17 protein-coding genes are annotated in these 23,055 nt (G+C 30.3%); 11 read left to right on the top strand and 6 right to left on the bottom strand.

What is annotated here, in order from left to right:
• The first annotated feature begins 15 nt into the window (after positions 1-15).
• Together ACWJKS_RS03465 and ACWJKS_RS03470 are read left to right on the top strand one after the other, a co-directional pair.
• Entirely contained in the window at positions 16-414 is a 399-nt protein-coding gene (locus tag ACWJKS_RS03465; protein WP_462960456.1) for a DUF6762 family protein, read from the top strand.
• Between the two features lie 234 nt (positions 415-648).
• A complete protein-coding gene (locus tag ACWJKS_RS03470) occupies positions 649-1,653 on the top strand; it encodes a rhomboid family intramembrane serine protease (RefSeq protein WP_462960457.1) in 1,005 nt (334 codons plus the stop codon).
• A 57-nt stretch (positions 1,654-1,710) separates the two neighbouring features.
• On the opposite strand, the gene ACWJKS_RS03475 is transcribed toward ACWJKS_RS03470, so the two are convergent.
• Positions 1,711-3,474, bottom strand: coding sequence for an ATP-dependent metallopeptidase FtsH/Yme1/Tma family protein (locus tag ACWJKS_RS03475; RefSeq protein ID WP_216302744.1), 1,764 nt, complete (start codon positions 3,472-3,474; stop codon positions 1,711-1,713).
• A gap of 416 nt (positions 3,475-3,890) precedes the next feature.
• On the opposite strand from ACWJKS_RS03475, the gene ACWJKS_RS03480 reads away from it, so the two are divergent.
• The 5 genes from ACWJKS_RS03480 to ACWJKS_RS03500 all read left to right on the top strand — a co-directional run bounded on the left by ACWJKS_RS03480 (position 3,891) and on the right by ACWJKS_RS03500 (position 11,012).
• The gene (locus tag ACWJKS_RS03480) at positions 3,891-4,820 is read left to right on the top strand and encodes a ribonuclease H1 domain-containing protein (RefSeq protein WP_462960458.1); all 930 of its coding nucleotides are present in this window, start codon (positions 3,891-3,893) and stop codon (positions 4,818-4,820) included.
• A 23-nt stretch (positions 4,821-4,843) separates the two neighbouring features.
• Complete coding sequence (locus ACWJKS_RS03485; RefSeq protein WP_462960459.1) at positions 4,844-7,576, top strand: ATP-binding protein; 2,733 nt, start codon at positions 4,844-4,846, stop codon at positions 7,574-7,576.
• 179 nt (positions 7,577-7,755) lie between these two features.
• Entirely contained in the window at positions 7,756-7,932 is a 177-nt protein-coding gene (locus tag ACWJKS_RS03490) for a YtxH domain-containing protein (RefSeq protein ID WP_165411508.1), read from the top strand.
• A gap of 263 nt (positions 7,933-8,195) precedes the next feature.
• Entirely contained in the window at positions 8,196-9,494 is a 1,299-nt protein-coding gene (locus tag ACWJKS_RS03495) for a helix-turn-helix domain-containing protein (RefSeq protein WP_165411509.1), read from the top strand.
• Between the two features lie 222 nt (positions 9,495-9,716).
• Positions 9,717-11,012 (top strand): helix-turn-helix domain-containing protein, encoded by a 1,296-nt coding sequence (locus tag ACWJKS_RS03500; protein ID WP_220286433.1) that lies wholly within the window; start codon positions 9,717-9,719, stop codon positions 11,010-11,012.
• 36 nt (positions 11,013-11,048) lie between these two features.
• Here ACWJKS_RS03500 and ACWJKS_RS03505 read toward each other — a convergent pair whose 3' ends face one another.
• Positions 11,049-11,774: a type 1 glutamine amidotransferase gene (locus ACWJKS_RS03505; protein WP_165411511.1), complete on the bottom strand. Its 726-nt coding sequence runs from the start codon at positions 11,772-11,774 to the stop codon at positions 11,049-11,051.
• Between the two features lie 32 nt (positions 11,775-11,806).
• The gene (locus ACWJKS_RS03510) at positions 11,807-13,165 is read right to left on the bottom strand and encodes a DUF1727 domain-containing protein (protein ID WP_462952559.1); all 1,359 of its coding nucleotides are present in this window, start codon (positions 13,163-13,165) and stop codon (positions 11,807-11,809) included.
• A gap of 759 nt (positions 13,166-13,924) precedes the next feature.
• Here ACWJKS_RS03510 and pckA point away from each other — a divergent pair.
• Together pckA and ACWJKS_RS03520 are read left to right on the top strand one after the other, a co-directional pair.
• Positions 13,925-15,502 (top strand): phosphoenolpyruvate carboxykinase (ATP), encoded by a 1,578-nt coding sequence (gene pckA / locus ACWJKS_RS03515; RefSeq protein WP_462960460.1) that lies wholly within the window; start codon positions 13,925-13,927, stop codon positions 15,500-15,502.
• A 416-nt stretch (positions 15,503-15,918) separates the two neighbouring features.
• The gene (locus tag ACWJKS_RS03520) at positions 15,919-16,746 is read left to right on the top strand and encodes an undecaprenyl-diphosphate phosphatase (RefSeq protein WP_462954304.1); all 828 of its coding nucleotides are present in this window, start codon (positions 15,919-15,921) and stop codon (positions 16,744-16,746) included.
• Positions 16,747-16,847: 101 nt separating this feature from the next.
• On the opposite strand, the gene ACWJKS_RS03525 is transcribed toward ACWJKS_RS03520, so the two are convergent.
• Complete coding sequence (locus ACWJKS_RS03525; RefSeq protein WP_216302752.1) at positions 16,848-17,714, bottom strand: ComEC/Rec2 family competence protein; 867 nt, start codon at positions 17,712-17,714, stop codon at positions 16,848-16,850.
• A gap of 153 nt (positions 17,715-17,867) precedes the next feature.
• On the opposite strand from ACWJKS_RS03525, the gene ACWJKS_RS03530 reads away from it, so the two are divergent.
• Positions 17,868-18,596, top strand: coding sequence for a lysophospholipid acyltransferase family protein (locus ACWJKS_RS03530; RefSeq protein ID WP_216302753.1), 729 nt, complete (start codon positions 17,868-17,870; stop codon positions 18,594-18,596).
• Between the two features lie 114 nt (positions 18,597-18,710).
• Here ACWJKS_RS03530 and ACWJKS_RS03535 read toward each other — a convergent pair whose 3' ends face one another.
• Positions 18,711-18,932 (bottom strand): DUF378 domain-containing protein, encoded by a 222-nt coding sequence (locus ACWJKS_RS03535; protein ID WP_462960461.1) that lies wholly within the window; start codon positions 18,930-18,932, stop codon positions 18,711-18,713.
• A gap of 321 nt (positions 18,933-19,253) precedes the next feature.
• Between ACWJKS_RS03535 and ACWJKS_RS03540 the strand changes: the two genes are divergently transcribed.
• Positions 19,254-19,640: a hypothetical protein gene (locus ACWJKS_RS03540; protein ID WP_216302754.1), complete on the top strand. Its 387-nt coding sequence runs from the start codon at positions 19,254-19,256 to the stop codon at positions 19,638-19,640.
• A gap of 118 nt (positions 19,641-19,758) precedes the next feature.
• Here ACWJKS_RS03540 and ACWJKS_RS03545 read toward each other — a convergent pair whose 3' ends face one another.
• Positions 19,759-22,791, bottom strand: a complete 3,033-nt coding sequence (locus ACWJKS_RS03545) for a vitamin B12-dependent ribonucleotide reductase (RefSeq protein WP_220319939.1) — start codon at positions 22,789-22,791, stop codon at positions 19,759-19,761.
• Positions 22,792-23,055 lie beyond the last annotated feature (264 nt).

Genomic DNA, 23,055 nt, shown 5'->3' on the forward strand with positions numbered 1-23,055 from the left:
GAGAGGATGAGATTTATGCAATTTTCTTCATTGGTATTAATGGAAGTAGATAAAGAAACTAATCAATTTGTTAAAGAGCTTGGAAGTTATGAAACTTCTGAAGGGGCAGAATTTGTTACAAAATTAAATTATTCTGGAGAACTGATCAACTTGACGTTTGATACTCATGATGATGTGGAAGAGTGGCAATTTACAGCAATTTATGATTGTTTTAATGAAGAAATTTTTAGGTCTAAAGGTTATTCTATTGAAGCAGTAGATGATGAGTATAACCCAACTTGGTTAGTTAAGTTCAAATATTCTGACGAGCATATGATTGTTAGGGAAGATTTAATCGAAATTTGTGAATTAATAAAGCAAGAACTTAAAGAAGTTTTTATTAAAATTAAAGAAAAAGAAGAAGAGTACAAATAGAGATTGTATATGTAGAAGATGCTGGATTAGGTGATGATCAATAGAAGATGGAAAACTAAGTAATTTAAAATCAATAGCCATGAAAAAATATGTCTAAAATAATGAAAAACGTAAGTGTTATATGAAAAATAACTAGGGAACCTATTAAATTTTATGAAATAGATTTGTTGAAATGCAATAACATTGCGGTGCAGTCAATAATATAAAAAATATAAATTTGAGTAGGAGTAAAATATGAAAGAAAAAAATATAAAAACCATTATAACTGGTTTTACTCAGCAAAATGGATATTTTTTAGAGGAAATAAGAAGTAAGAATAACAATTCGAATATGTGGACAGTGAGCAAAGATATAGGTGGAGAGTCGTATCGGTTAATATTTATGATGTCGCTTAGCCTGCATCAATTAATACAATATGACATTCCAGATGACAAAAATAATATATATATACTATTTTCTAATGATGAAATCAATAAGGAAGAAGTTTCAAAAGAGATTGCAATAAATAATTTATTAGAAAAATCCTTAATTAGAGTGAATGTTTTGGAGAAAAAAGTGAATTATTCTGGAAATGTAAATTCACAAGTGGTTCAAGATTTAGCTTCCGTAATGAATAATACAAATTTACATAGTGATAGTGAAAAAACAAGTGCAAGAGATAGACCTTGGGTTACTATGGTAATTATAGCTATAAATGTAATGATGTATATAGTTACAGGTTATTTGAGTTATGTTTATGCGAAAGGTAGCATATTTAATAGTGACATCAAAATTCTAATTTTACTAGGTGCGAAAGTTAATGGGCTAATTGCACGAGGCCAGTATTTTAGACTCATTTCTTGTATGTTTTTACATGGCGGACTTGTGCATTTAGGGGTCAATATGTATTCACTTTATGCCATTGGGGCAATGGTTGAGAGGGTTTATGGAAAGATAAAGAATATTGCTATTTATTTTGTTTCTGGAATATGTGCATCAATGCTTAGTTATATCTTTTCAACAAGTGTTTCTATTGGTGCCTCTGGTGCAATCTTTGGACTACTCGGGGCAGTGCTTATTTTCGCAATTAAGTCTAAAGGAAAAACTGGAAATGATTTTATAAGAAGTATTTTATCGGTTATATTTATAAATATATTTATAGGAGTTACTCTACCAAACATTGATAATTTTGGTCATATAGGTGGACTACTTGGTGGCATAATTACATCATTTCTGATTAGTTTTAGAGCCGAAATCTAATAGTCACCATTAAATAAACAGACCCCCGAAGATTTAACTTCGAGGGTCTTAAAAACTTTAGGCAACTCCATTATTATGTCTATCTCTGATAATATTAATTAAATCCTCATGATCTATAGTTTCCTTCTCAATTAATAAAGCAGTCATAGCCTCTAAAGTTTCTTTATCACCTAATAGGATATTTTTAACATCTTCATATAGTTCTGAGATTAAATTTTTACATTCTGAAAGTACTGCTTCTTGATTCGTAAAGCCTGAGTCTTTTAATTGGTTCATAGTAAGTAGTCCTAAAGATTCACCCATACCATATTCTGTTATCATATTTGTTACAAGCTGTGTACTCCTTTGTAAATCATTATAAGCACCTGTGGTTACATGGTCTGATCCAAAGATAATTTCTTCAGCAGCCCTACCACCTAAAAGTACCATTATTTTTTTCTTTAAATGTTCCTTGTTCTGGTATAGCGTGTCTTCAGGAATACTTAAAGTATAACCGCCTGCACCTTTGGTAGTTGGAATTATAGTTACTTTAGAGACTTTATCCTTTGGTAACATCTTAAGTGAAACAAAAGCATGTCCTGCTTCATGGAAAGCGGTAATTTTTCTATCCTTGTCTTTAATGTAATCCCTATCAACTTTTTCATAACCAGCTAGCATTATTGAATAAGCTTTATCTAAATGTTCATTTCCAATAAACACAGAATTGTCTTTGCATGCAATAATAGCAGCTTCATTAGTTAAGTTCTCTAGCTTTGCACCTGAAAAAGATGAAGTTTTATGTGCCCATTCACTATAATCTATATCTTTAATAGGTTTATTTTTAAGGTGAAGTTTTAAGATTTTCTCTCTGGCAGATACATCAGGCAAAGTAACTTCAATATGCCTATCAAAACGTCCAGGTCTTAGTAGAGCTTCATCTAACATATCAAGCCTGTTGGTTGCTGCAATTATAATTATGCCCTCTGTTTCATTAAAACCAGACATCTCCGTTAAAAGAGCGTTAAGTGTTTGATCTTTTTCGTCAGAGCCCCCGCCGCGTCCGTTATCCCTTTTTTTACCAATAGCATCGATTTCATCAATAAAGATAACTGCTCTGCCATGACTTCTTGCTTTCTTAAATAAGCTTCTAATTCTCCCAGCTCCAACCCCTACATATATCTGAACGAAATCAGAACCGGATACCGCATAAAATGGAACGTTTGCTTCTCCTGCTACGGCTTTTGCAAGTAAGGTTTTACCAGTTCCAGGGTCTCCATATAAAATTACTCCTTTTGGCATTCTAGCACCATATGCGGAATATTTTTCAGGGTTTTTAAGGAAATCCACTACATCCTGTACACTATCTTTAGCCTCATCATTACCTGCTAAACTATCAAAGTTAAAACCTATATCCTTTACTGCGGTAACATCAAGATTCGTAGATGAGAACATACTTTTAGATTTTATCTTTGTATGTTTGAAGGACATAATTCCAAGTGCTATAAGTGAAAGCACAAATCCTGCAATTGATGCTATTTCAGCAGGATTTGTTAGAGTTTGCTCAGAAACATCTATACCATTCTTTAATAAACCTTCTTTGAAATTATTAGTTCTTGGATTATCAGTTTCATAAACAGTGCCATCTTTAAGTTTAACTTGAATTTTAGGAGCGGTTGTTACGTATACAGTTGAGACAGCCCTTAGCGAGGCATCTTTAAGAAAATCGGTATATTGTTTATTTGTAGGTGGTTTAAAGGGATTACTCACAAAAACAAGAAATACTAACGAACAAATTGCGGTGATAACAGGAAGTAAAATATATTTGTTCTTAAGTTTAATCATATGATAGAAGCGAGAGACCACTATGCTGTTTAAATCAACCGTGGAATCGCCTCATTCACCATCCTTTCGAGTAAGGCACATTCAAATAAACAATAAGTCGGTATAGGGGCCTATACTGGGATAGTACATTTATTTGAATGTGCCTAATATTTTTTTCCTTGTTTCTAATATTTAAATGTTATACTAATATATCTGTTATAGTAGTTTGTGAATTTTGAATGTTATACAAAATTGTATTGAAGAAATATCAACTTATAATGGCTATTATAATATTTTTATGAGGCCTTGTCCATTGAACCTAATAGAATTTGGAAATGTAAATAATGTAAAAATTATAATTGATAAATTCATTATTTGTTGTATACTTTATTTAAGGTTTAACACTAGGATAGATTTAAAAAAGGAGAACAGATAAAATGGGAAAGAAAGTTTATGCAATAAAGGAAGGATTTAATTTTAGTACTAATAAAAAAATAGTGAATAAAATAGTTGGCACTTGGGCAGAGTGCTTAAAATATGTAAAAGGTGTAAAAGGTGCTAAATATAAGAGTTTTGAGGATATAAATGAAGCTAAAAAGTTCTTAAGTGGGGTAGGAGATGTATTAAAAAAAATAGATAATAATTATCCGGAAAATTGCCTTCATATTTATGTTGATGGCAGCTACAATTCTGCCACGGAGGAGTATAGTTATGGAATGGTAGCTACGCGGAATGATGTAGTTATACATATAGAGAGCGGTGCAGGGAAAAGCGATACAGCAAAAAATATAAGACAAATAGCAGGAGAACTAGAAGGTGCATTAAAAGGTGTGCAGTATGCTCAGAACAAAGGTGAAAAGAAAGTAGTAATATTTCATGATTATGTAGGGATTTGTTACCATGCTACAGGATTTTGGGATAGAAAAGAAGAATCGTCAAAAAAATATTATGAGAAAATGCAAGAATTAATGAGTAGTGGAATAGAAGTTATATTTGTTAAGGTGGATAGTCACACGGGAGATTTATTTAATGAGCTTGTTGATGAAAAATGCAAAGAAAGGCTAGGTATAAAATCAGATAAAGTTGTAGAAAAATGGTTGCATAAAAATATTATAAATGTAGCAAGTGACGTTGTAAAACAAGAAATTTTAAAAATAGCGAGCAATGGGGAGTCGAATATAATTGTTATAAATTCTAAGGACGAGAAAAGTAAAGAAGAAATTAAGCTAGATGGGTTTAGCAATATTCTTAGTGAATATATCTTAAATCCAGAAGATGTAAGGTCGGTAATAGATAATCTAAGTAGTTCCGATAAAACAAATTTTATTACTTATTTATTAGATAAAATTAAAAAAACACAAATATAATATGAATATGGGGGAGGAATACATTGGGAAATATTTTTAATAGCAGAATAATAGAACCATATTTCTATTGTAGTGGGAGTATTTTAACAGAGGTTAATCAAGGGTTTCTTGATTTTACAGGATATTCATTGGATGAATTGTTAGGTAAATCACTTATAGAAATAGGGGAAATGCTTAAAATCAATTCACAAATATTTCTTGATAGTATAATCAGTAAGTACTCGGGATATATATTCACAAAATCCCTCAGTGCAAGAGAAGTAAATATATCGCTTTTTCATGATACCGAGGCAAATATAAAAAAATATACTTTTGTTGAGGAATTAAATTCTAGACTTGATGAAAAACTCATTTTTGTAGAACAAATATTTGTAGATGAGATATCGGGCGCAGCTGTTTACAGTTTGCCCGATTTAATACTGCTTAGAGCAAATAAGACGTATCTTAATTTTTTAGATTCACCTTTTAATAAAGAAGAAAATAGTATAGGTAGATCTATTAAGGAAATTCTAACAGGGTTTGCAGGAAGTCAAGTTGAAGCTATTTGGAATAATGTTCTTGTTTCGCAAAAGACCAGATATATAAATGAAGTCAGATTTGATGAGTTTGCACGAGGTACAACTTATTGGGAATCTACGCAAATGCCTATATATGAAAACAGAAAGATGAAATACAGATTTGTAACCGCTAATGATATTACTGAAAGGGTTTTAAAAAATAAAAGTATAAAACGACAAAACAAGATATTAGAACAGCAAAAGGAGAAGTTAGAACAATTAGAACAACAGAATATACAGTTAATTAGCGTAATTGAAAATTTATCTGAGGGAGTAATGTTTGCAGATAATAAAGGTGAAGTTATAATGGTGAATGCAGAAGCGAAGAGGTTAGTTTGTCAATCAGACATAGGAATTACCCTAGGCGATGCTTATAAAAACACTAAAGCATTTGATATGAAAGGCAAGGAGATACCATTTGAAAATTTTCCTTCAGTTAGAGCATTAAGAGGCGAAAGAATAAAAAATATTAAGATATTCGTATGCCATCCTAATAAAGAGTATTTTGCTGAAATTAGTTCAATTCCAATTTATAATGCGAGTGGAGAGTTAACTATGATAGTATCATGCTTTCATGATATTACTGAAACAATTAAACAATCTAGAAAAATTGAAGAACAGAAAAAGGAATTAGAAGCTATCATAGAAAATATATCTGATTCTATTGCTATTTTTGACAATAAAGAACGATATGTATTAATTAACAAAGCATCGAGGGAAATGTTTTTCCAATCTTATAATTGCATGGAAAATATAGTTGATGGGTATAAAACATCTGAGTTTTATGATGCTTTTGGAGAAAAAATTGAGACTGAAAATATTCCATCTCATAGAGTTATGAGGGGTGAAAAATTTAAAAACATGAGACTTATAGTAAAGTCCCCTTATAAAACATTACAATTAGATGTTAGTGGAACGCCTATATATGACCTCGAAGGGAAATTTACTTTAGGTGTGATTTGCAGCAAAGATATGACAACCTATTTAAAGCATGAAGAAGCTATAAGAAGCCGATATGAATTTTTGAACAGAATGGTAAATACTTTTGATTTACCTCTTGTCAGATTATCATGTCCTGATTTAAAGATTGTGGATATTAATAAAAAGGCATTTAGTATAATTAAGTTGCTCAGACCTACCGTTAAATCAATGGAGCAAATAAAAAATAATGGGATTGAAGGGTTATTTAAAACATTAGAGACAAGAGAATATTACCAGTGTATTGGTGAAGTGTTAAAAGAAAAGAAAATTAAGTATTTGAATAAAAAAAATCTTTTAATAAATGGGAACGAAGTATATTGGAATATTATTTTTGAACCCATGATTGAATTAAATGGAGAGGTCAGAGAAATATTAATTTTAATAATAGATGTTACTAATGAAATAAAATCTAATATGATCATGGAAAAAGCATTGAAATTACAGGGAGAATTTCTTGTTAACATATCACATGAGCTTAAAACACCTCTAAATGTTATATTTGCAACAGCTCAGTTATTTAATATGTATTGCAATAGTGGGTCCCTGGACGAGAAAAAGGATTCAATTATTAAATACATTGAATCAATTAAGCAAAATTCCTATAGATTATCTAAAATTATTAATAACATAGTTGATTTATCAAAAATTGAAGCAGGATTCTTTAAACTAAATCTATCAAATAACAATATAGTTGAAGTTGTAGAAGAAATAGTTATGTCTGTAACTGCACTAACTGAAAGTAAAGGATTAAATATTATTTTCGATACGGATATAGAAGAAAAAATTATTGCTTGTGATACAGAAAAGGTAGAAAGAATAGCATTGAATCTTATATCAAATGCGATAAAATTTTCAGATGAAGGTGATGAAATATTTGTGGACATTAAGGATATGAACGAGTATGTAGAAATATCAGTGAGGGATAATGGCATTGGTATTGAAGAAGAGCACTTGGATATGATATTTGATAGATTTAAGCAGGTAGATAAATCTCTATCAAGAAATGCAGAAGGTACAGGCATTGGCTTAAGTTTGGTTAAGTCGATTGTAGGATTACATGGTGGTAATATATATGTTGAAAGTAAATTTGGGAAAGGAAGTAAGTTTACAGTTTTGCTTCCTTCAAAAAAGGTACTTCATGAAAATATGATATATAGTAGCAATGTGAGAAGTAAAAACGAAAGTATACAAGTTGAACTGTCAGATATTTATTCGTAATGTCGTTATACTTTATGAAAATTTATAAAAACTTTAAGTTATGACATTAATATTTGTGAATTATTAGCTTTTTTAATGTCAGATATAAAGATAAAGTTTAAAAAAAAGAGATTAATTATTTGAAAAATGCACATCCTATAAAGAGTAAATAAACTAAAGAATGAAAGGATGTGTAACTTATGCATAATAAATTTATATCAACAATTACAGCAGGGGCAATAATTGGAGTAGCAGCAGGTGTAATGCTAATTCCTAATATGGACAGGAGCACAAAAAGAAGAGCTAAAAAAGCTGGTAAAGTGGTAATGAATATGGCAGGAGATATGTATGATAACGTGAAGGATTATATTTTATAAACATAATTAGAAAACTCCAAACTATATTAATAAATATATAGTTTGGAGTTTTTAATTGATATCATTATTACGAATTAAAATTCCAAAATATACAAATAAATGTATAGTTTACAATTTTTAATTTTATTAATGAGAATCAAAGAATTGTTCATAAAATTTTAATTTTATAGGTAAACTATGTTATAATTGAATTAAAATTGTCTAAGATTGTTTAAATTAATAATATTATATATATATTACCATGTTGTAAAGGAAGAGTGATTATGGAAATATTGTCTTTAGGAGAAAAGATAAAGAGGAAAAGAAAAAATTTCAATATGACATTAAAGGATCTTGCAGGAAGCAGAATAACTCCTGGACAAATTAGTTTGGTTGAATCGGGGAAGTCTAATCCCAGCATGGATTTATTAGAATATTTGGCAAATGCCTTAAATACATCTGTTGAATATCTAATGGAGTCGGAAGAGGCTCAAGCTGAGAAAATATGTTTATTTTATGAAAATATTGCTGAAGCACTTATTCTAAATAGTGACTTAATACAAGCGGAGCAAAATATCGAAAAATCTATATGTTATTCTGAAAAATATAAATTGGAATATAGAAAAGCCAGAAATTTATCATTAAGAGGGGATATATATATGGCTAGGGAAGAGGTCGCATCAGCTCAACAGGCTTTCATTTCCTCAAATGTAATATTCATCAAAAATAACTCTTATGAAGAAATAATTGGAACTTTTCTGAAGCTTGGGAAAATAACACTTGAACTTAGGGGTTATCAGTCAGCTTCGAGTTATTTTAAGCAAGCCGAAAAGGTTTTTACGGATAATCAGATTGGAAATGATTTTTTATTAGGTGAAATATATTATTACATAGGGTTTACTTATTTCAAATTAGAAAATATAGAAAAGGCTATAGAATATTCATATTTAGCTCAAGAAAAGTTTAAGCAAATAGATAATAAGAAAGAATACGCTAATTCACTTTTATTATTAGCACATGAATATAATAAAAAAGGCGATATTAAGAATGCTATAAAATATTCAGAGATTACTTTGAAAGTTTTTTATGAAATTAACAATTTAAGTTATGTGTCAGATATAGAAAACAATTTAGGGAGATTATTCTATGAGTTTGAAAACATGGAAGAATCATTTATACATTTAAATAAAGCTAAGGAAATAAGGCAAAAGACTAATGACTTAAAGTTAATAGATACCTTAGTAAATATTTGTGAAAATTATATTAAGCTTAAGTATGTAAATGAAGCTAAGGAAGCTTTAGATCGTATTATAGAATATATAGAAGATGGAAATTATAAAGAGTTATGCCATTACTATTTATTAAAATATAGGGTCGATTTATTAGAAGACAATAAGAATGAAGCAGAAAACACTTTAGTACAAGCACTAAATTTTGTGAAAGAACAAGGGCAAATAAAGGAAGCCGCTGAGATATCTATAATGATTGGAAAGTTCTATATTGAAGGCGGTAGAGGTACGGACGCAGCTAAATACCTAAACGAAGGTGTAGAGTTATTTAAAAAACTAGGAATAATTAAGTAGTTTAACGACATTTCAGAAGGAAAGTCTCCCTCTTCTATAAGAGGGGGTTACGGACTATAACAAAGAAAAAACTTTAGTGGGAATATAAATCTCCTTCTGAAGTCGTTGATATTGCAGCACCGCAGGTGATGATTTAACGACATTTCAGAAGATGATTTAAGTAAAGCTATTTTATGGTTAGCATCATAAATTAGTTATTTGACTTGTGGATGGGTGATGAGGATGGAAATATTATCAACGGGAGAAAAAATAAAAAGGACTAGAATATACAAAGGATATACCTTGAGAGAAATATGCGATGACAAGATCTCAGTGTCTAAAATGAGCTGTATAGAAAATAACAAGGTCATGGCGGAACGTTGGGTACTTGAACTGATTAGTAATAAATTGGACATAGATCTTGAATATTTAAATGAAAACGTGTTTGATCAAATTGAGGAAAACATTAAGGAGTTGAAACAGAATGACATGAATGTCATTCATGTAAATGATACAAATGATATCAATGATGATGCATTTGAAGCTAAAGTATCTTATAATTTGAAGTTTGCTGAAAAATATAATTACTATGATTTAGCAATTGAACTAATACATATGTTGTTTAATTTTTACTTAGATAAAAAAGACTTTGAGAAGACTCAATTAATTACTTCAAAATATTATGATTTACACCTAAAAACATCAATAGAGGATAATCAATTAACTTACTATATAGACATGGCAAGACGCTTATATATAAAAGAAGATTATCTTCAAGCCTCGAGCTATTATTGTAATGTGAGAAAAGGGTTAAAAGCGAGCAAGACGCCTAATTATAAAAAAATAATAACGGTAACTTATAGTGAGGCTGCCTGTAACATTATGCTTGGAAATTTTGAACGCGCTTATCATGTGGGAATAAGACTATTAGATTTACTTAAGCACGTGGATACAGAATTTAAAGCGGCCGAGATATATCATATGTTGGCTATGCTATCTATAAGAGTGAACAATGGTAAGTTCCAAGAATATGAAAAAAAGTCGTATAAGCTGTATAAAGATGAAAATTCTAGTAAGGCAATAGCTATTTTTAATTATGGATCCACAATGTTCGACTGTAATATGAAAGATAGAGCAGTTGAATATATCAATAAGGGTTTAAGCGTATATCCTAGGGGCGATAAGAGAGGACTAGTTAGCTTTATGCTAGATATCGTTAAAGAGCTTATTAAAAATGACGTAATAGAGTTCGCACAGTCTATTTCGGATGAAGTGTTAAACTATGCAATTAATTTAGATGATATTAAATTAATTGAAAAAAGCTATTATTATAAAGCTATTATTCTCGACAGACAAGGAAAGGCATCTAATGCAGAGATGTATATGAACTTGTCTTTAGATTCATTATTGAAATTCGGTGCGAAGCAAAATATATATTCGCGTTACTTAGAAATGGGAAGTATGTATCATAAACTTGGTAATGTAGCTGATTCTATAAAGTATTTCAGTTTAGCGGTCCAATTAGAAAAAAAGATGTAGGTTTGGAATTATCCAAGTCCTACATCTTTTTTTATTTTATTTAGAAGTTTCTCTATTTATTATAAATTGTTTAGCTTTAATTTCTAAACTATCATCTAAAGAAGTTAAGGCTACTTCATTATATTTATTAGTTAATGCTAGTGTAAGTATTCTGTCTGCGAGCTCAGGATTTTTAGATAAAAGGGAGCCATGGAAATAAGTACAGAATGTATTTTTGTAAACACAGCCCTCATAACCGTCTTCTCCGTTGTTGCCATAGCCAACTTCAACTGTGCCAAGTGGCTTTAAGTTGTTAATGTAGGTTCTTCCAGAATGATTTTCAAAGCCTACGTAGGTTTCATCAAAAGCTTCATTATGAATAACTGTGTTGCCTATGAAACGTTTATCTCCGCCTTCAGTGTAAATATCTAAAATACCAAGACCCTCAAGCTGCACGCCCTCAGGAGTAGTATAATATTTACCAAGCAATTGATATCCACCACAAATGGCTAAAAACACTTTTCCACTTTGTATATATTCTTCTATAGCAGATTTTTTGAATTCTATTAAATCAGGGGAAACTATGGCCTGCTCATAATCTTGTCCTCCACCGAAAAATACAATATCATAATCCTCTACTTTGAAAATATCGCCCATAGATATATTAACAATGGTTACTTTAATGCCACGCAGTTCAGCTCTATGTTTCAATATTAAAATATTTCCTACATCCCCATAAACATTCAATAAATCAGGATATAAATGACAAATGTTAATTTCCATAATATTCACCTTCTAATTTAAATTTTTTTATATTACCAAATTTTATCTATGTATCCTTTAGCGTGTAAAGATTTTCTTAAATTTATCATGGCAGTATAGGTAGCTAGTATATAAACTATTTCACCATCGCAAGCTTTGATTTGATGTAGTAAGGACTCTTCGTCTTTGCATAAGAGGAAGGATTCTGAGGTAAAACCTGCTACTTTAAGTCTTATGGCCATATCATACAAACGTATTCCTGATATCATAATTTTGTTAATATTAAGGCTAGTTAGACGTTCAAAATTAACATCCCAAATCCATGAAACATCTTTTCCATCAGCATAATTGTCATTTAGCAGAAGCGATAAATTTATTTTCCGTTTATCAAGATTAATAGTGTTTACTGCTTCATCATAGCCAGCTGGATTTTTAACTAATATTATTTTAACCTCTTTGCCTTCAATATTAAGGGTTTCTTGTCTGCCAAAGCTACTAGCTACTGTTTTAAGAGAGTGCTCTATAGAGGTATCTTCAAGGCCAAGTAACTTAGCTACGGAATATGCACATAGGGCATTATAAATATTATAAGTACCTGGTTGGTTTATGTAATACTCTTTATTATTAATATGAACAGTGGAACCACTGGTGTTTAAATCAACAATTTTATCCACAGAGTATGTAAGCTTTGGACGTTTATATCCACAACCGCTGCAATAGAAGTCCCCTAGATGGTTGTAGGTAATAAAATTATATTCATAAGGAGATTTGCAGATTGTGCAAAATTTAGCATCAGCATTGATATCTACAATGTTGTTATCATTAACTTTAGTACCGAAACCATAGTATACAATATCATTTTTGAGGTTTAAGTTTCCGAATAAAGATTCGTCCCCATTAAGAAGAAGTGTCGCTGTGGGAACTTTTTCTACACCTTCTAGTATCTTCTTGAGCGTTGTATACACCTCACCATATCTGTCCAGTTGATCTCTGAATAAATTGGTAACAGTAATTATACGCGGAGATATATATTCAGTTACAAACTTTACATTGGCTTCATCTACTTCTATAACAGCTATTTTTTTCTCGCAAGACTTTTTAAAAGAATAATTTGAAATAAAACACGCAACTATTCCTGTATACATATTTGCTCCAGTATTGTTAGTAATTACTTGCTTATTGCTATCTTTTACGATGCTGTAAATCATGCTTGTTGTTGTGGTTTTTCCATTTGTACCGGTTATGAGTATAACCTCATAATTATTAGCAATTGTTTTTAAAATATTTTTATCAAGCTTTAAGGCAATTTTGCCGGGGAAATTTGTGCCACCTTGAAATAAAAATTTTGATAATTTCATAATGGACTTTGAAACTAATATACTGAGTAACGACTGAATTTTAATGTTAAACACATCCTTTAATTGTACTTATGCACTTAGTTATTATTATTATTATTATTATTATTATTGACATTTATATAGAAAAACTCATCACTTATTTTAACCTGAATCTTTGGAGTGGTTACTTAATCTACTTAGTAAATTTAGCTTAGCATCGCCATTTAGAGGCGTTGGGCAATAGTCATTTGTATAATTCATAAAAAAAGTCAGTAGTAAAGATGAATAGCTTATTTCATTTTTTCTGTTAATTATTCTTATAGGTGATCCTTTTAAGAAAATGCCTCAACCCCACCATTGTTAAATAAATAATTATATATTTAAGCCAATATATAATTATAACATATTTGCATAAATCTCTAACATATTAATGTAACTCAAAATTAAATAATTTGGATTTTTAGTTATGCATTTATTAGAATATAACTATAACACACAAAACGTTAGATTTAACGACATTTCAGAAGGAAAGTTTGAAACCTCTTTAAGTGGGGGTTCCATACTGTAACAAATACTGTTAGTAACAGAAGCCGAAAACATTTTTTTATATTAATAAGATTTAGTTATCTATAACAATAATAAATTACTATAATGAAGGAATTTATGCATAAAAAGCATTGAAGGAATTTTTTTTCAATTTTTATCTTGCATTTTTGTTGGGATGTTGTACTATATTATTATAGTAACTAATTTTATAGGCAGGTTAAATATACTAATTATTTTTAAAATTATTAGATATAGAAATAATGATATTATGTAATTGGGGGTAACATTGTGGTTTGTTTAAAAAACTTGAATTATTTAAATATAAGAACATCAAAAAAAAAATACAGGAATTTACCTGTATCCGATCTAGTAAGTTTTGCGCTGCAAAGAGAAGAAGGCACTTTATCAGAATCAGGTGCATTGGTTGTAAACACAGGAAAATATACAGGCAGATCGCCTAAGGATAGATTTATAGTTTCACAAGAAAGTGTTGAAGAATTAATAAATTGGGGCGATATAAATTTACCAATTGAAGAGGGGATTTTTGAAAATTTGTATAGTCAAGTGTGTAAATATTTAAGTGATAAAGATATATTTGTATTTGATGGTTATGTTGGTGCTATGGAAGAATATAGACTACCTATTAGAGTAGTAAATGAATTTGCATCAGAGGCATTGCTTTCTAATCAATTATTTAGAAGACCAGATAAAACAATGCTTGAGTATCATAAGGCTGAATTCACAGTAATTGCGGCTCCGGGATTTAAAGCAAAAGGAGCAGAAGATGGAGTGAATTCTGAAGCTTTTATTATAATAAATTTTGATAAGAAAATTGTTTTAATTGGTGGAACACAGTATGCAGGAGAAATTAAAAAATCAATTTTTTCAATAATGAATTTTTTATTGCCTGGGAAAGGCGTATTCCCAATGCACTGTTCTTCCAATATAGGTAAAAATGGAGACACAGCAGTATTCTTTGGCCTTTCAGGTACAGGAAAAACCACATTGTCGGCAGATCCAGAAAGAAAGCTTATCGGAGATGATGAACATGGTTGGTGTGATAAAGGAGTATTTAACTTTGAAGGTGGATGCTATGCCAAAACTATAAAATTAGATAAAAATAATGAAAGTGAAATTTACTCAGCATTAAAATTTGGTGCATTGCTTGAAAATGTCGTGCTTGATGATAATAATATGCCTAACTATGATGATGATAGCTTAACAGAGAATACCAGAGGCGCATATCCTATAGAATATATCGAAAATGCAGAACTAAGTGGAATTGGTGGACAACCAAGCACTATAATATTTTTAACAGCAGATGCTTTTGGAGTTCTTCCACCAATTTCAAAACTTTCAAAAGAAGCTGCAATGTATCATTTTATTTCGGGATATACAAGTAAGCTTGCGGGTACAGAGCGTGGGATTACAGAACCGAAAGCGACTTTTTCATCTTGCTTTGGAGAAGCTTTTATGCTAATGAACCCTTCAGTTTATGCAAAGCTTTTAGGTGAGAGAATAGACAAATATGACACTGAAGTGTTTTTGGTAAATACAGGTTGGATTGGCGGAGAATATGGGGTAGGTTCAAGAATGAAACTATCATATACGAAAGCTATGGTAAAAGCTGCTCTTGAAGGTAAGCTTAAGGATGTTGAGTATAAAGAACATCCAATATTTAAAGTAGATATACCGGTGGCGGTGCCAAATGTTCCAACAAAAATGTTGAATCCACAAAATACATGGGGAGATAAAGAAAATTATGTTTTAAAAGCTAAAGAATTAGCATTCAAATTTGCTGAGAACTTTAGCAAATTTAAAGGAGTTGCAGAAAACATAAAAAAAGCTGGACCTATATATAAATAATATAAAAACCCGACGGCTAGAAGCATTATAATCCGACGGGTTTTTATGTGATTTTTTGCGTAAATATGATATACTCATTAAATAAATGAGTATCTATAGGTATTTTGAATAAGGAGGAATAATGAAAGAATGGTATTTTTTATAGGGTTTTAATTTCTGCTATTATAACAATAGGTATAGTTATTTGGAATCTTAAAGCTGGAACGGATTTAAGTTATTCATTTTTATTAATTGAATTCTCGAAATGAGAACTTATCAAAACTTAAAACAAAGTATGGACTAAATAAACTTATAGATAATAATGATAATAAATTTGAGAACTCAATAAAAATCATGCAATTTATTAATAGAAAAATAAACATATCTACATACAAATAGAATATAATAAATTATGCCTAGAAGGGAGCAGACATTAGATGAATTTAAACGTTATATTGGTGTTAAAAGCTATAATAATAGCTATAGTAGAAGGGGTAACAGAATTTGTTCCTATTTCCTCTACTGGACATATGATCATTGTAGGAGATATTATAAATTTTAAAGGGGCATTTGCAAATCAATTTGAGGTAGTCATTCAATTAGGAGCTATTCTTGCAATTATAGTTTTATATTGGAATAAAATATGGAAATCAGTTGTGGAGTTTTTTCAAGGGAAACCCTCAGGTATTAAGTTTTGGACTAATATTATAGTTGCATTTATACCAGCTGCAGTCTTTGGGTTTGTTCTAAATGATAAAATAGATAAATATCTTTTTAATTCAGGAACTGTAGCCGTGGGGTTAATAGTTGGCGGAGTTCTAATGATTATTATAGAAGGTAGATTTAGGCAAAAGTATACAACGGAAAGTATAGAGAAAATAAGTATTAAGCAATCATTTAAAATAGGTTTTTTTCAATGCTTAGCACTATGGCCAGGTATGTCAAGATCAGCATCGACGATAATGGGAGGTTGGATTTGTGGCGTTTCTACAGTTGCTGCAACTGAGTTTTCTTTCTTTTTAGCGATACCAACTATGGTTGGAGCTACAGCATTAACTTTATTTAAAAGCGGAATGAATTTTAGTAGTGGAGAAATTATAACTTTGGTTATTGGATTTGTAACAGCCTTTTTAGTTGCATTAATTGTGGTTGAAAAATTTGTTTCTTATTTAAAGAAAAAACCTATGAAGGTTTTCGCTATTTATAGAATAATTGTTGGTGTAGTTTTGCTGTTTTTAATTAAAATTGGTACTATTTCATTATAAATGATAATATTATGGCAATTAGATCATTACATGATTCGCTACATAGATTCGAAGAAGATTTAAATTAATGTTTTCTTGATTTAAATAAAAAAACTAGGTAACTAGTTTTTTTTATTTATGTTCGTGCCATCGCTTATAAGTATAATATTTTTATCTAAATCAGTTCTATAGACAATAGAATTTATCTTTTTCAATTTAGCTAAGGTTCCTTTATTTGGATGACCATAAGTGTTGTAAGTTCCACAACTTATTACAGCAATTTTTGGAGAAACTTTATTTAGAAATTCTTGTGAGGTTGATGACTTACTGCCATGATGAGCTACTTTAAGCACCTGAGATTTTAAATTGTAACCATTGTCTAGTAGTTCCTGCTCAGCTAGGGACTCTATATCACCTGTAAATAAATAAGTTGAATTTTTATAAGATACCTTTATTGTACAGGAGTAATTATTAGTATTTTCATAACTTGTTTTATTAGGTGATAGCATAACGCATGTTGTATTAGGGCCTAAATCTAAAGATATATTAGGGGCGGATACTTTTATTTTAAGATTTTTATTTCTTAGAGAATTGATCATATCAACAAATGACTGCGAGGAAGATATGACTTTAGGGGCATAGAATTCATCTATATCGAAGGTTTTAATTATTTTAGCCATACCGCCTATGTGGTCTTCGTGGGGATGAGTTGCAACTACATAGTCAAGTTTTTTAACATTATTTTTTTTTAGATATCTAATTAACTTTTGAGTTGAATCAACGGTGCCACTGTCAATTAGTAAGTTTTTATTATTTACTTGAACAAGTATACAATCACCTTGTCCTACATCAATAAAATGAGTAACCATATTATTTTCTAAATTTAAGTTAGTTTTTATAGTAGATTTATGACATATAGTTACACAGACAGATATAAAAACTAAGACGGTACAAAGTAAAATATATTTTAACCAGGTTTTCTTTGGCATATGATTAATCTCCTATGAAATATTTGAAGCATATAAATGATTTTATCCAATTATATAAAAAAATATCAATATCCAAGGACAAATTTGAAATAAGTCTTATAAACTAGTATAATTATAGTTGTAATTCAATCGTAAAATGAAAGGAACAGTGATATGAGAACTATATATTTTTATTTGTGTTTTATTATCAATTTGATCGGTAAAAGCTTTGAGAAGATAAAATTTAATAGCATAAAAAAACATAAAACTAGAGAAGAGGCAGATGTGTATATATTCAAAGTAGCTACGAAGTGGTCTAATTTTGTGCTTAGGGTTGCAGGATTAAATTTAACAGTCGTAGGAAAAGAAAATATACCAAATGAGCCTTGTGTTTTTGTGGGAAATCACCAAAGTAATTTTGATACACCAGTAATATTATCTAATATGAATAGACTTACTGGTGCAGTTGCTAAAAAAGAAATGAAAAAAATACCAATAATGAGCTATTGGATGAGGCAAATACATTGTGTATTTATGGATAGGGAAAATCCAAGAGAAGCTTTGAAGGCAATTTCGGAAGGTGTTCAAAATTTAAAGAATGGATATTCTATGATTATTTTTCCAGAGGGTACGAGAAGTAGAAGTAACAGCTTAGGTGAGTTTAAAAAAGGTAGTATGAGGCTAGCAATAAAGGCTGGGGTACCTATTGTTCCTATAACATTTTATGATACTTATAAAGCGATGGAAGGTAATAATGGGAAAATTAAAAAGACAAATGCTAAGCTTATAATAGATAAACCTATATATATTGAGGGTATGTCAAAGGAAGAAAAAGTAAAAATTTCAGAGGTAGTACAAAATATAATCCAAAATAATTTAAATAAGGAACGTGAGGAAAAATAGATTTATATGGTTACTTGTTATTTATTTAAATGCCCTAAAGCTGAAGTAATATAAAAGAAGCTGAATTTGAAACTTCAGCTTCTTTTATATTGTATAGAAATATTTATTTGAAAATTATTTAACCTCAGTTCTATCGCTGTCGCTAGCTCCGTCTCTTCCTAAGAAAGATAAAGAGTATAGACCGCATAAACCTACTAGAGCGAAAATAATTCTCGTAAATGCTGTTCCAGTGCCAAATAAGCTTGATACTAGGTCAAATTTGAAAAATCCAATTAGTCCCCAATTTATAGCGCCTATGATAACTAATACTAGTGCAGTACCATCTAATGCTTTCATTGTAAACATCTCCTCTTTCATAAGTCTTAGTATTATTGTTTACAATTTTTAAAAAATTATTACTATATTAAAAAAAAATATTTAATTTCACCATGTATTTAATAGTGGATTATTAATAATATGTTAAATAATTAAGTACAGTTCTTATTAAATACTGCTCACAGATATTTTGGTATAAACTTTTTTTAAATACAAATATAAATAGATAAATTAATGCATAAGCTATTGATATATATTAAAATATGTTTGATAATGTATAGTATACATTTATTTATAGAAAGATAGTGTTAACATTATCTATAAAAAAGGGAGGGATAAAATATGAATATCTTAATACAAATACTTAGCGTTGTTGCATTTGCAATTATTGTTCTTGTAATATATAATGTTTTAAAAGCTTATGTACTAGATAAGTTAAATATTAACAAGTGGATAGTACTTTTATTAGCTATTGCAATATATGTGGTTCCTGTGCTCATATGGCCTAATATTATAAATCATGCAACTTACTATGTAATGACAGGAATATCTGCTATTATGATTTTATGGTTTACGGATTTATCAGGTTTTTTAAAAAATTCGAATATTTTTAAAAAAAATTCAACAAGCATAGGTTCTGCAAATATTAATGCTAAAAAAGATAAGAAGGACGATGTAGTAATTAGGTCCAAGGCTAAACCTAATAGGAATAAAAATAATAAAAAATAATAAAAAGGAGTACAAATTTCCATGGGGAATTTGTACTCCTTTTGAATGTGTCTATATATATAATATTTAATACTTTTTAACTGTCACAAAATAATTGTGAGATTTTGGTTTGTTGAAGCTAACTACATCCAGTAGTAGTTCCACATTCAAGGCAAACTTTACAAGTGCCGTTTCTAACAAGCCTAGTACTTGAGCAATGAGAGCAGGTTTCAGAGTATAATCTTTCCCCTTGGATAGTGTCTGTGCTTATGTTAGTAGGGGCGAGGACATTCTCAGCGTCTGCTAGGCCAGTTGAAATTTCAGTCTCACCAGGCATTAGTGGATTTTTAGGTATATTAGCGTTGTCGTAATTTTCAGGTTTGATTTGACATCTACTATAATCTCCTAGTTCTATATCAATAATCTTACTAATTAAATCAGATATAGAAGAAACAGATTTAATATAAGGATGCTTTTGTACAAAACCATAAGGTTCAAATTTTTGTCCGCGAAGCATTTTAGAAATGGCTTGCGCAGGTACATGATGCTGAAGCATTACTGAAATTGCCTTTGAAAGAGAATTCAATAATCCAGTAATTATAGTACCTTCCCTATCTGTAGTTATATATATTTCAGAAATTTCTCCGTTTGAGCGCCTATTTATCGTAGTATAGACTTTTACATCATCAATTTGAGCAGGATGAGTAGTTCCATAACGTATTCCAATTGGCTTTTCTCTTGTGGAGTGGTTTGAAGTTTCTTGTAATGACTTTGCTTTCTTTAAAAGAGCCTCGTATGATAAATCCTCAAGTAACAGTTCTTTGTCAACAGATAAAGTAGTGTTTAAAGGTTGACTTGCTTTTGAACCATCTCTATATAAGGAGATACCTTTCACGCCTAGCTTCCAAGAATTTAATATCACTTCTTTAAAGTCTTCTATGGTAGCATTTTTAGGTAGATTTACAGTCTTTGATATAGAACCTGATATCATTGGGGTTATTGCCGCCATCATGAGAACATGTCCCATAAATGAAATATATCTTTTTCCGCTACCGCATTTGTTTGCTGTATCGAATATAGGCAAATGTTCTACCTTTAAATGTGGAGCACCCTCAATTTTTCCATCAATGATTTTTTCATATTCAAAGCCGTTTTCATCAACCTTTTCTTTTCTTAGAATATAATCAAGAATATCATTTGTTTCACTTTCGGAATATCCAAGGTTATCCAATGAGTCTTTAATTACAGGGTTTACGATGGTCATAAATCCACCACCAGATAATTTTTTATAAATAAAATGGCTGAAATATGGTTCAACTGAGGTTGCACCACAATCCATTGCAAAAGAAATAGTGCCAGTAGGAGCTAGAACTGTAACTTGAGCATTTCTAAAACCATATTTTTCACCACTGCTTAGTACTTTTGACCAACAGTTTTTTAAGGTTTCACTTATATTGCTTAGGGAATCATTACCTAAAATATCATGGTTAACTTTTATAGGATCATAATTCAAATGTTCATAGTTACTATTTAGAGCTCCAGCAGCTCTTGCATGATTCCTTATAACTATTTGCATATGTTTTTTGTTGATTTCATATTTTTCAAAAGGAGCTAGTTCTTTTGAAAGTAGGGATGATACATAATAAGCCTGTGCAGTCATTATTCCACTTAGCGCTGCAGCTATATTTCTAGCATCTTCTGAGTCATAGGCATAGCCCATTACCATAAATAAAGAAGCTAAATTTGAAAGCCCAAGACCTGTGGTTCTAAATAAATAACTTTTCCTTGCTATATCTTCAGTTGGAAACTGGCCCCAATGAATGGAGGATTCAAGGACTAATTGAGTAAGTCCTATTAGATGGACATATCCATCTACATCAAATTTTTTAGTCAAAGCATCATAAAATTTATAAATATTAATAGAAGCTAAATTACAAGAGGTATCATCTAAAAAAGCATATTCTCCACAAGGATTAGTCGAATTAATTCTATTATGTTTAGCATTAACTACTCCATCTTCTCCACCGGGGCAAGTATGCCATGCATTAAAGGTGTCATCAAATTGAGGCGCTGGATCAGCACATTGCCAAGCAGCGGTATTAAAGGTATCCCATAGCGTCTTAACACTTATGTCTGCATCAACTGTGGAATCACATCTCCCTTTAAGAGTAATAGTCTGATTAGGATTTTTCGATAAGGTATCAACTTTCATCATAAATTCATCTGAGAATCTTATGGAGTTGTTTCCATTTTGGCCAGATACAGTCTCATAAGCCTCTCCTTCAAAGCTACCATCATAACCCATTTTAGTAAGAGCGCGTACTTTATCTTCTTCTTTAGCTTTCCAAGTCATAAACTCCATTATTTCAGGGTGATTGATATCAAGGCATAGCATCTTAGCAGCACGCCTTGTAGTTCCACCAGATTTTATAGCTCCAGCATTTCTGTCAAGTCCTCTTAAAAAACTCATAAGACCTGATGAAACTCCACCACTAGATAAGCTTTCACCTATACCTCTTATGGATGAGAAGTTAGTTCCGGTGCCAGAGCCACCTTTAAATAATTTAGTCTCTGTTACATACTGCTCAGAGATTGAATGATTGCCAAGTAGTTTATCTTGGATTGATAGAATGAAACAAGCTGAAGCTTGAGTCCTTGTATAAGCATCTTCGCTTTTAACTATCATTTTTTCTTTTTCATCGTAATAAAAATTATCTAATGATTCGCCTTTTATACCATAGGATAGGTTAAGGCCCGTATTAAACCATTGAGGAGAATTTGGTGCAAACATTTGATTTAAAAATGCATATATTAATTCATCATAAATAATGCTTTTTTCCTCTTGAGATTTAATAATAGTCTCATCAGTCAAGGATTCACACCAAAAATTAACAAGTCTATGAGCTACCATTTTCATACTATCCTCATAACCTTGCTTATTATTAACACCAGATTTTCTGAAATATTTTGAAGCAATAATATCGCAAGAATTTTGAGAGTAATGCTCTGGAAATTCTAAAGCCTTCATATCTAAAAGCACTTTATTTGTTTTATGGTCTTTTAAAAAAACATTTACCTTTTTCCATTTGAACAAATCAAAAACAGTAATAGTTTTATCTTTTTCTAATTCCTTTGTATAAAATCGTTTGATTAAATTTTTTATCTCCGCCATAATTAATACTAGCTTAAAAAGCTAGTATATTCACCTCCTATTAGTTGCATGATAATTAAGATTAAGTCTAAATTATGTAAAACATACTTCTGTATGGTTGATATTACTACACTAAAAGATTTTCTTGATTATTTAGTTTAATTATTATGTGTTATATTAGTATAACACCATATGTAGTAAGTAGAAAAAGAATTATAACTACAGATGGTATTATATAATAGAATCAAATAAAAATCAACATTAAATATTAACCAAAAATATGAC

It is taken from the genome of Clostridium sp. CM038 (assembly GCF_055081105.1).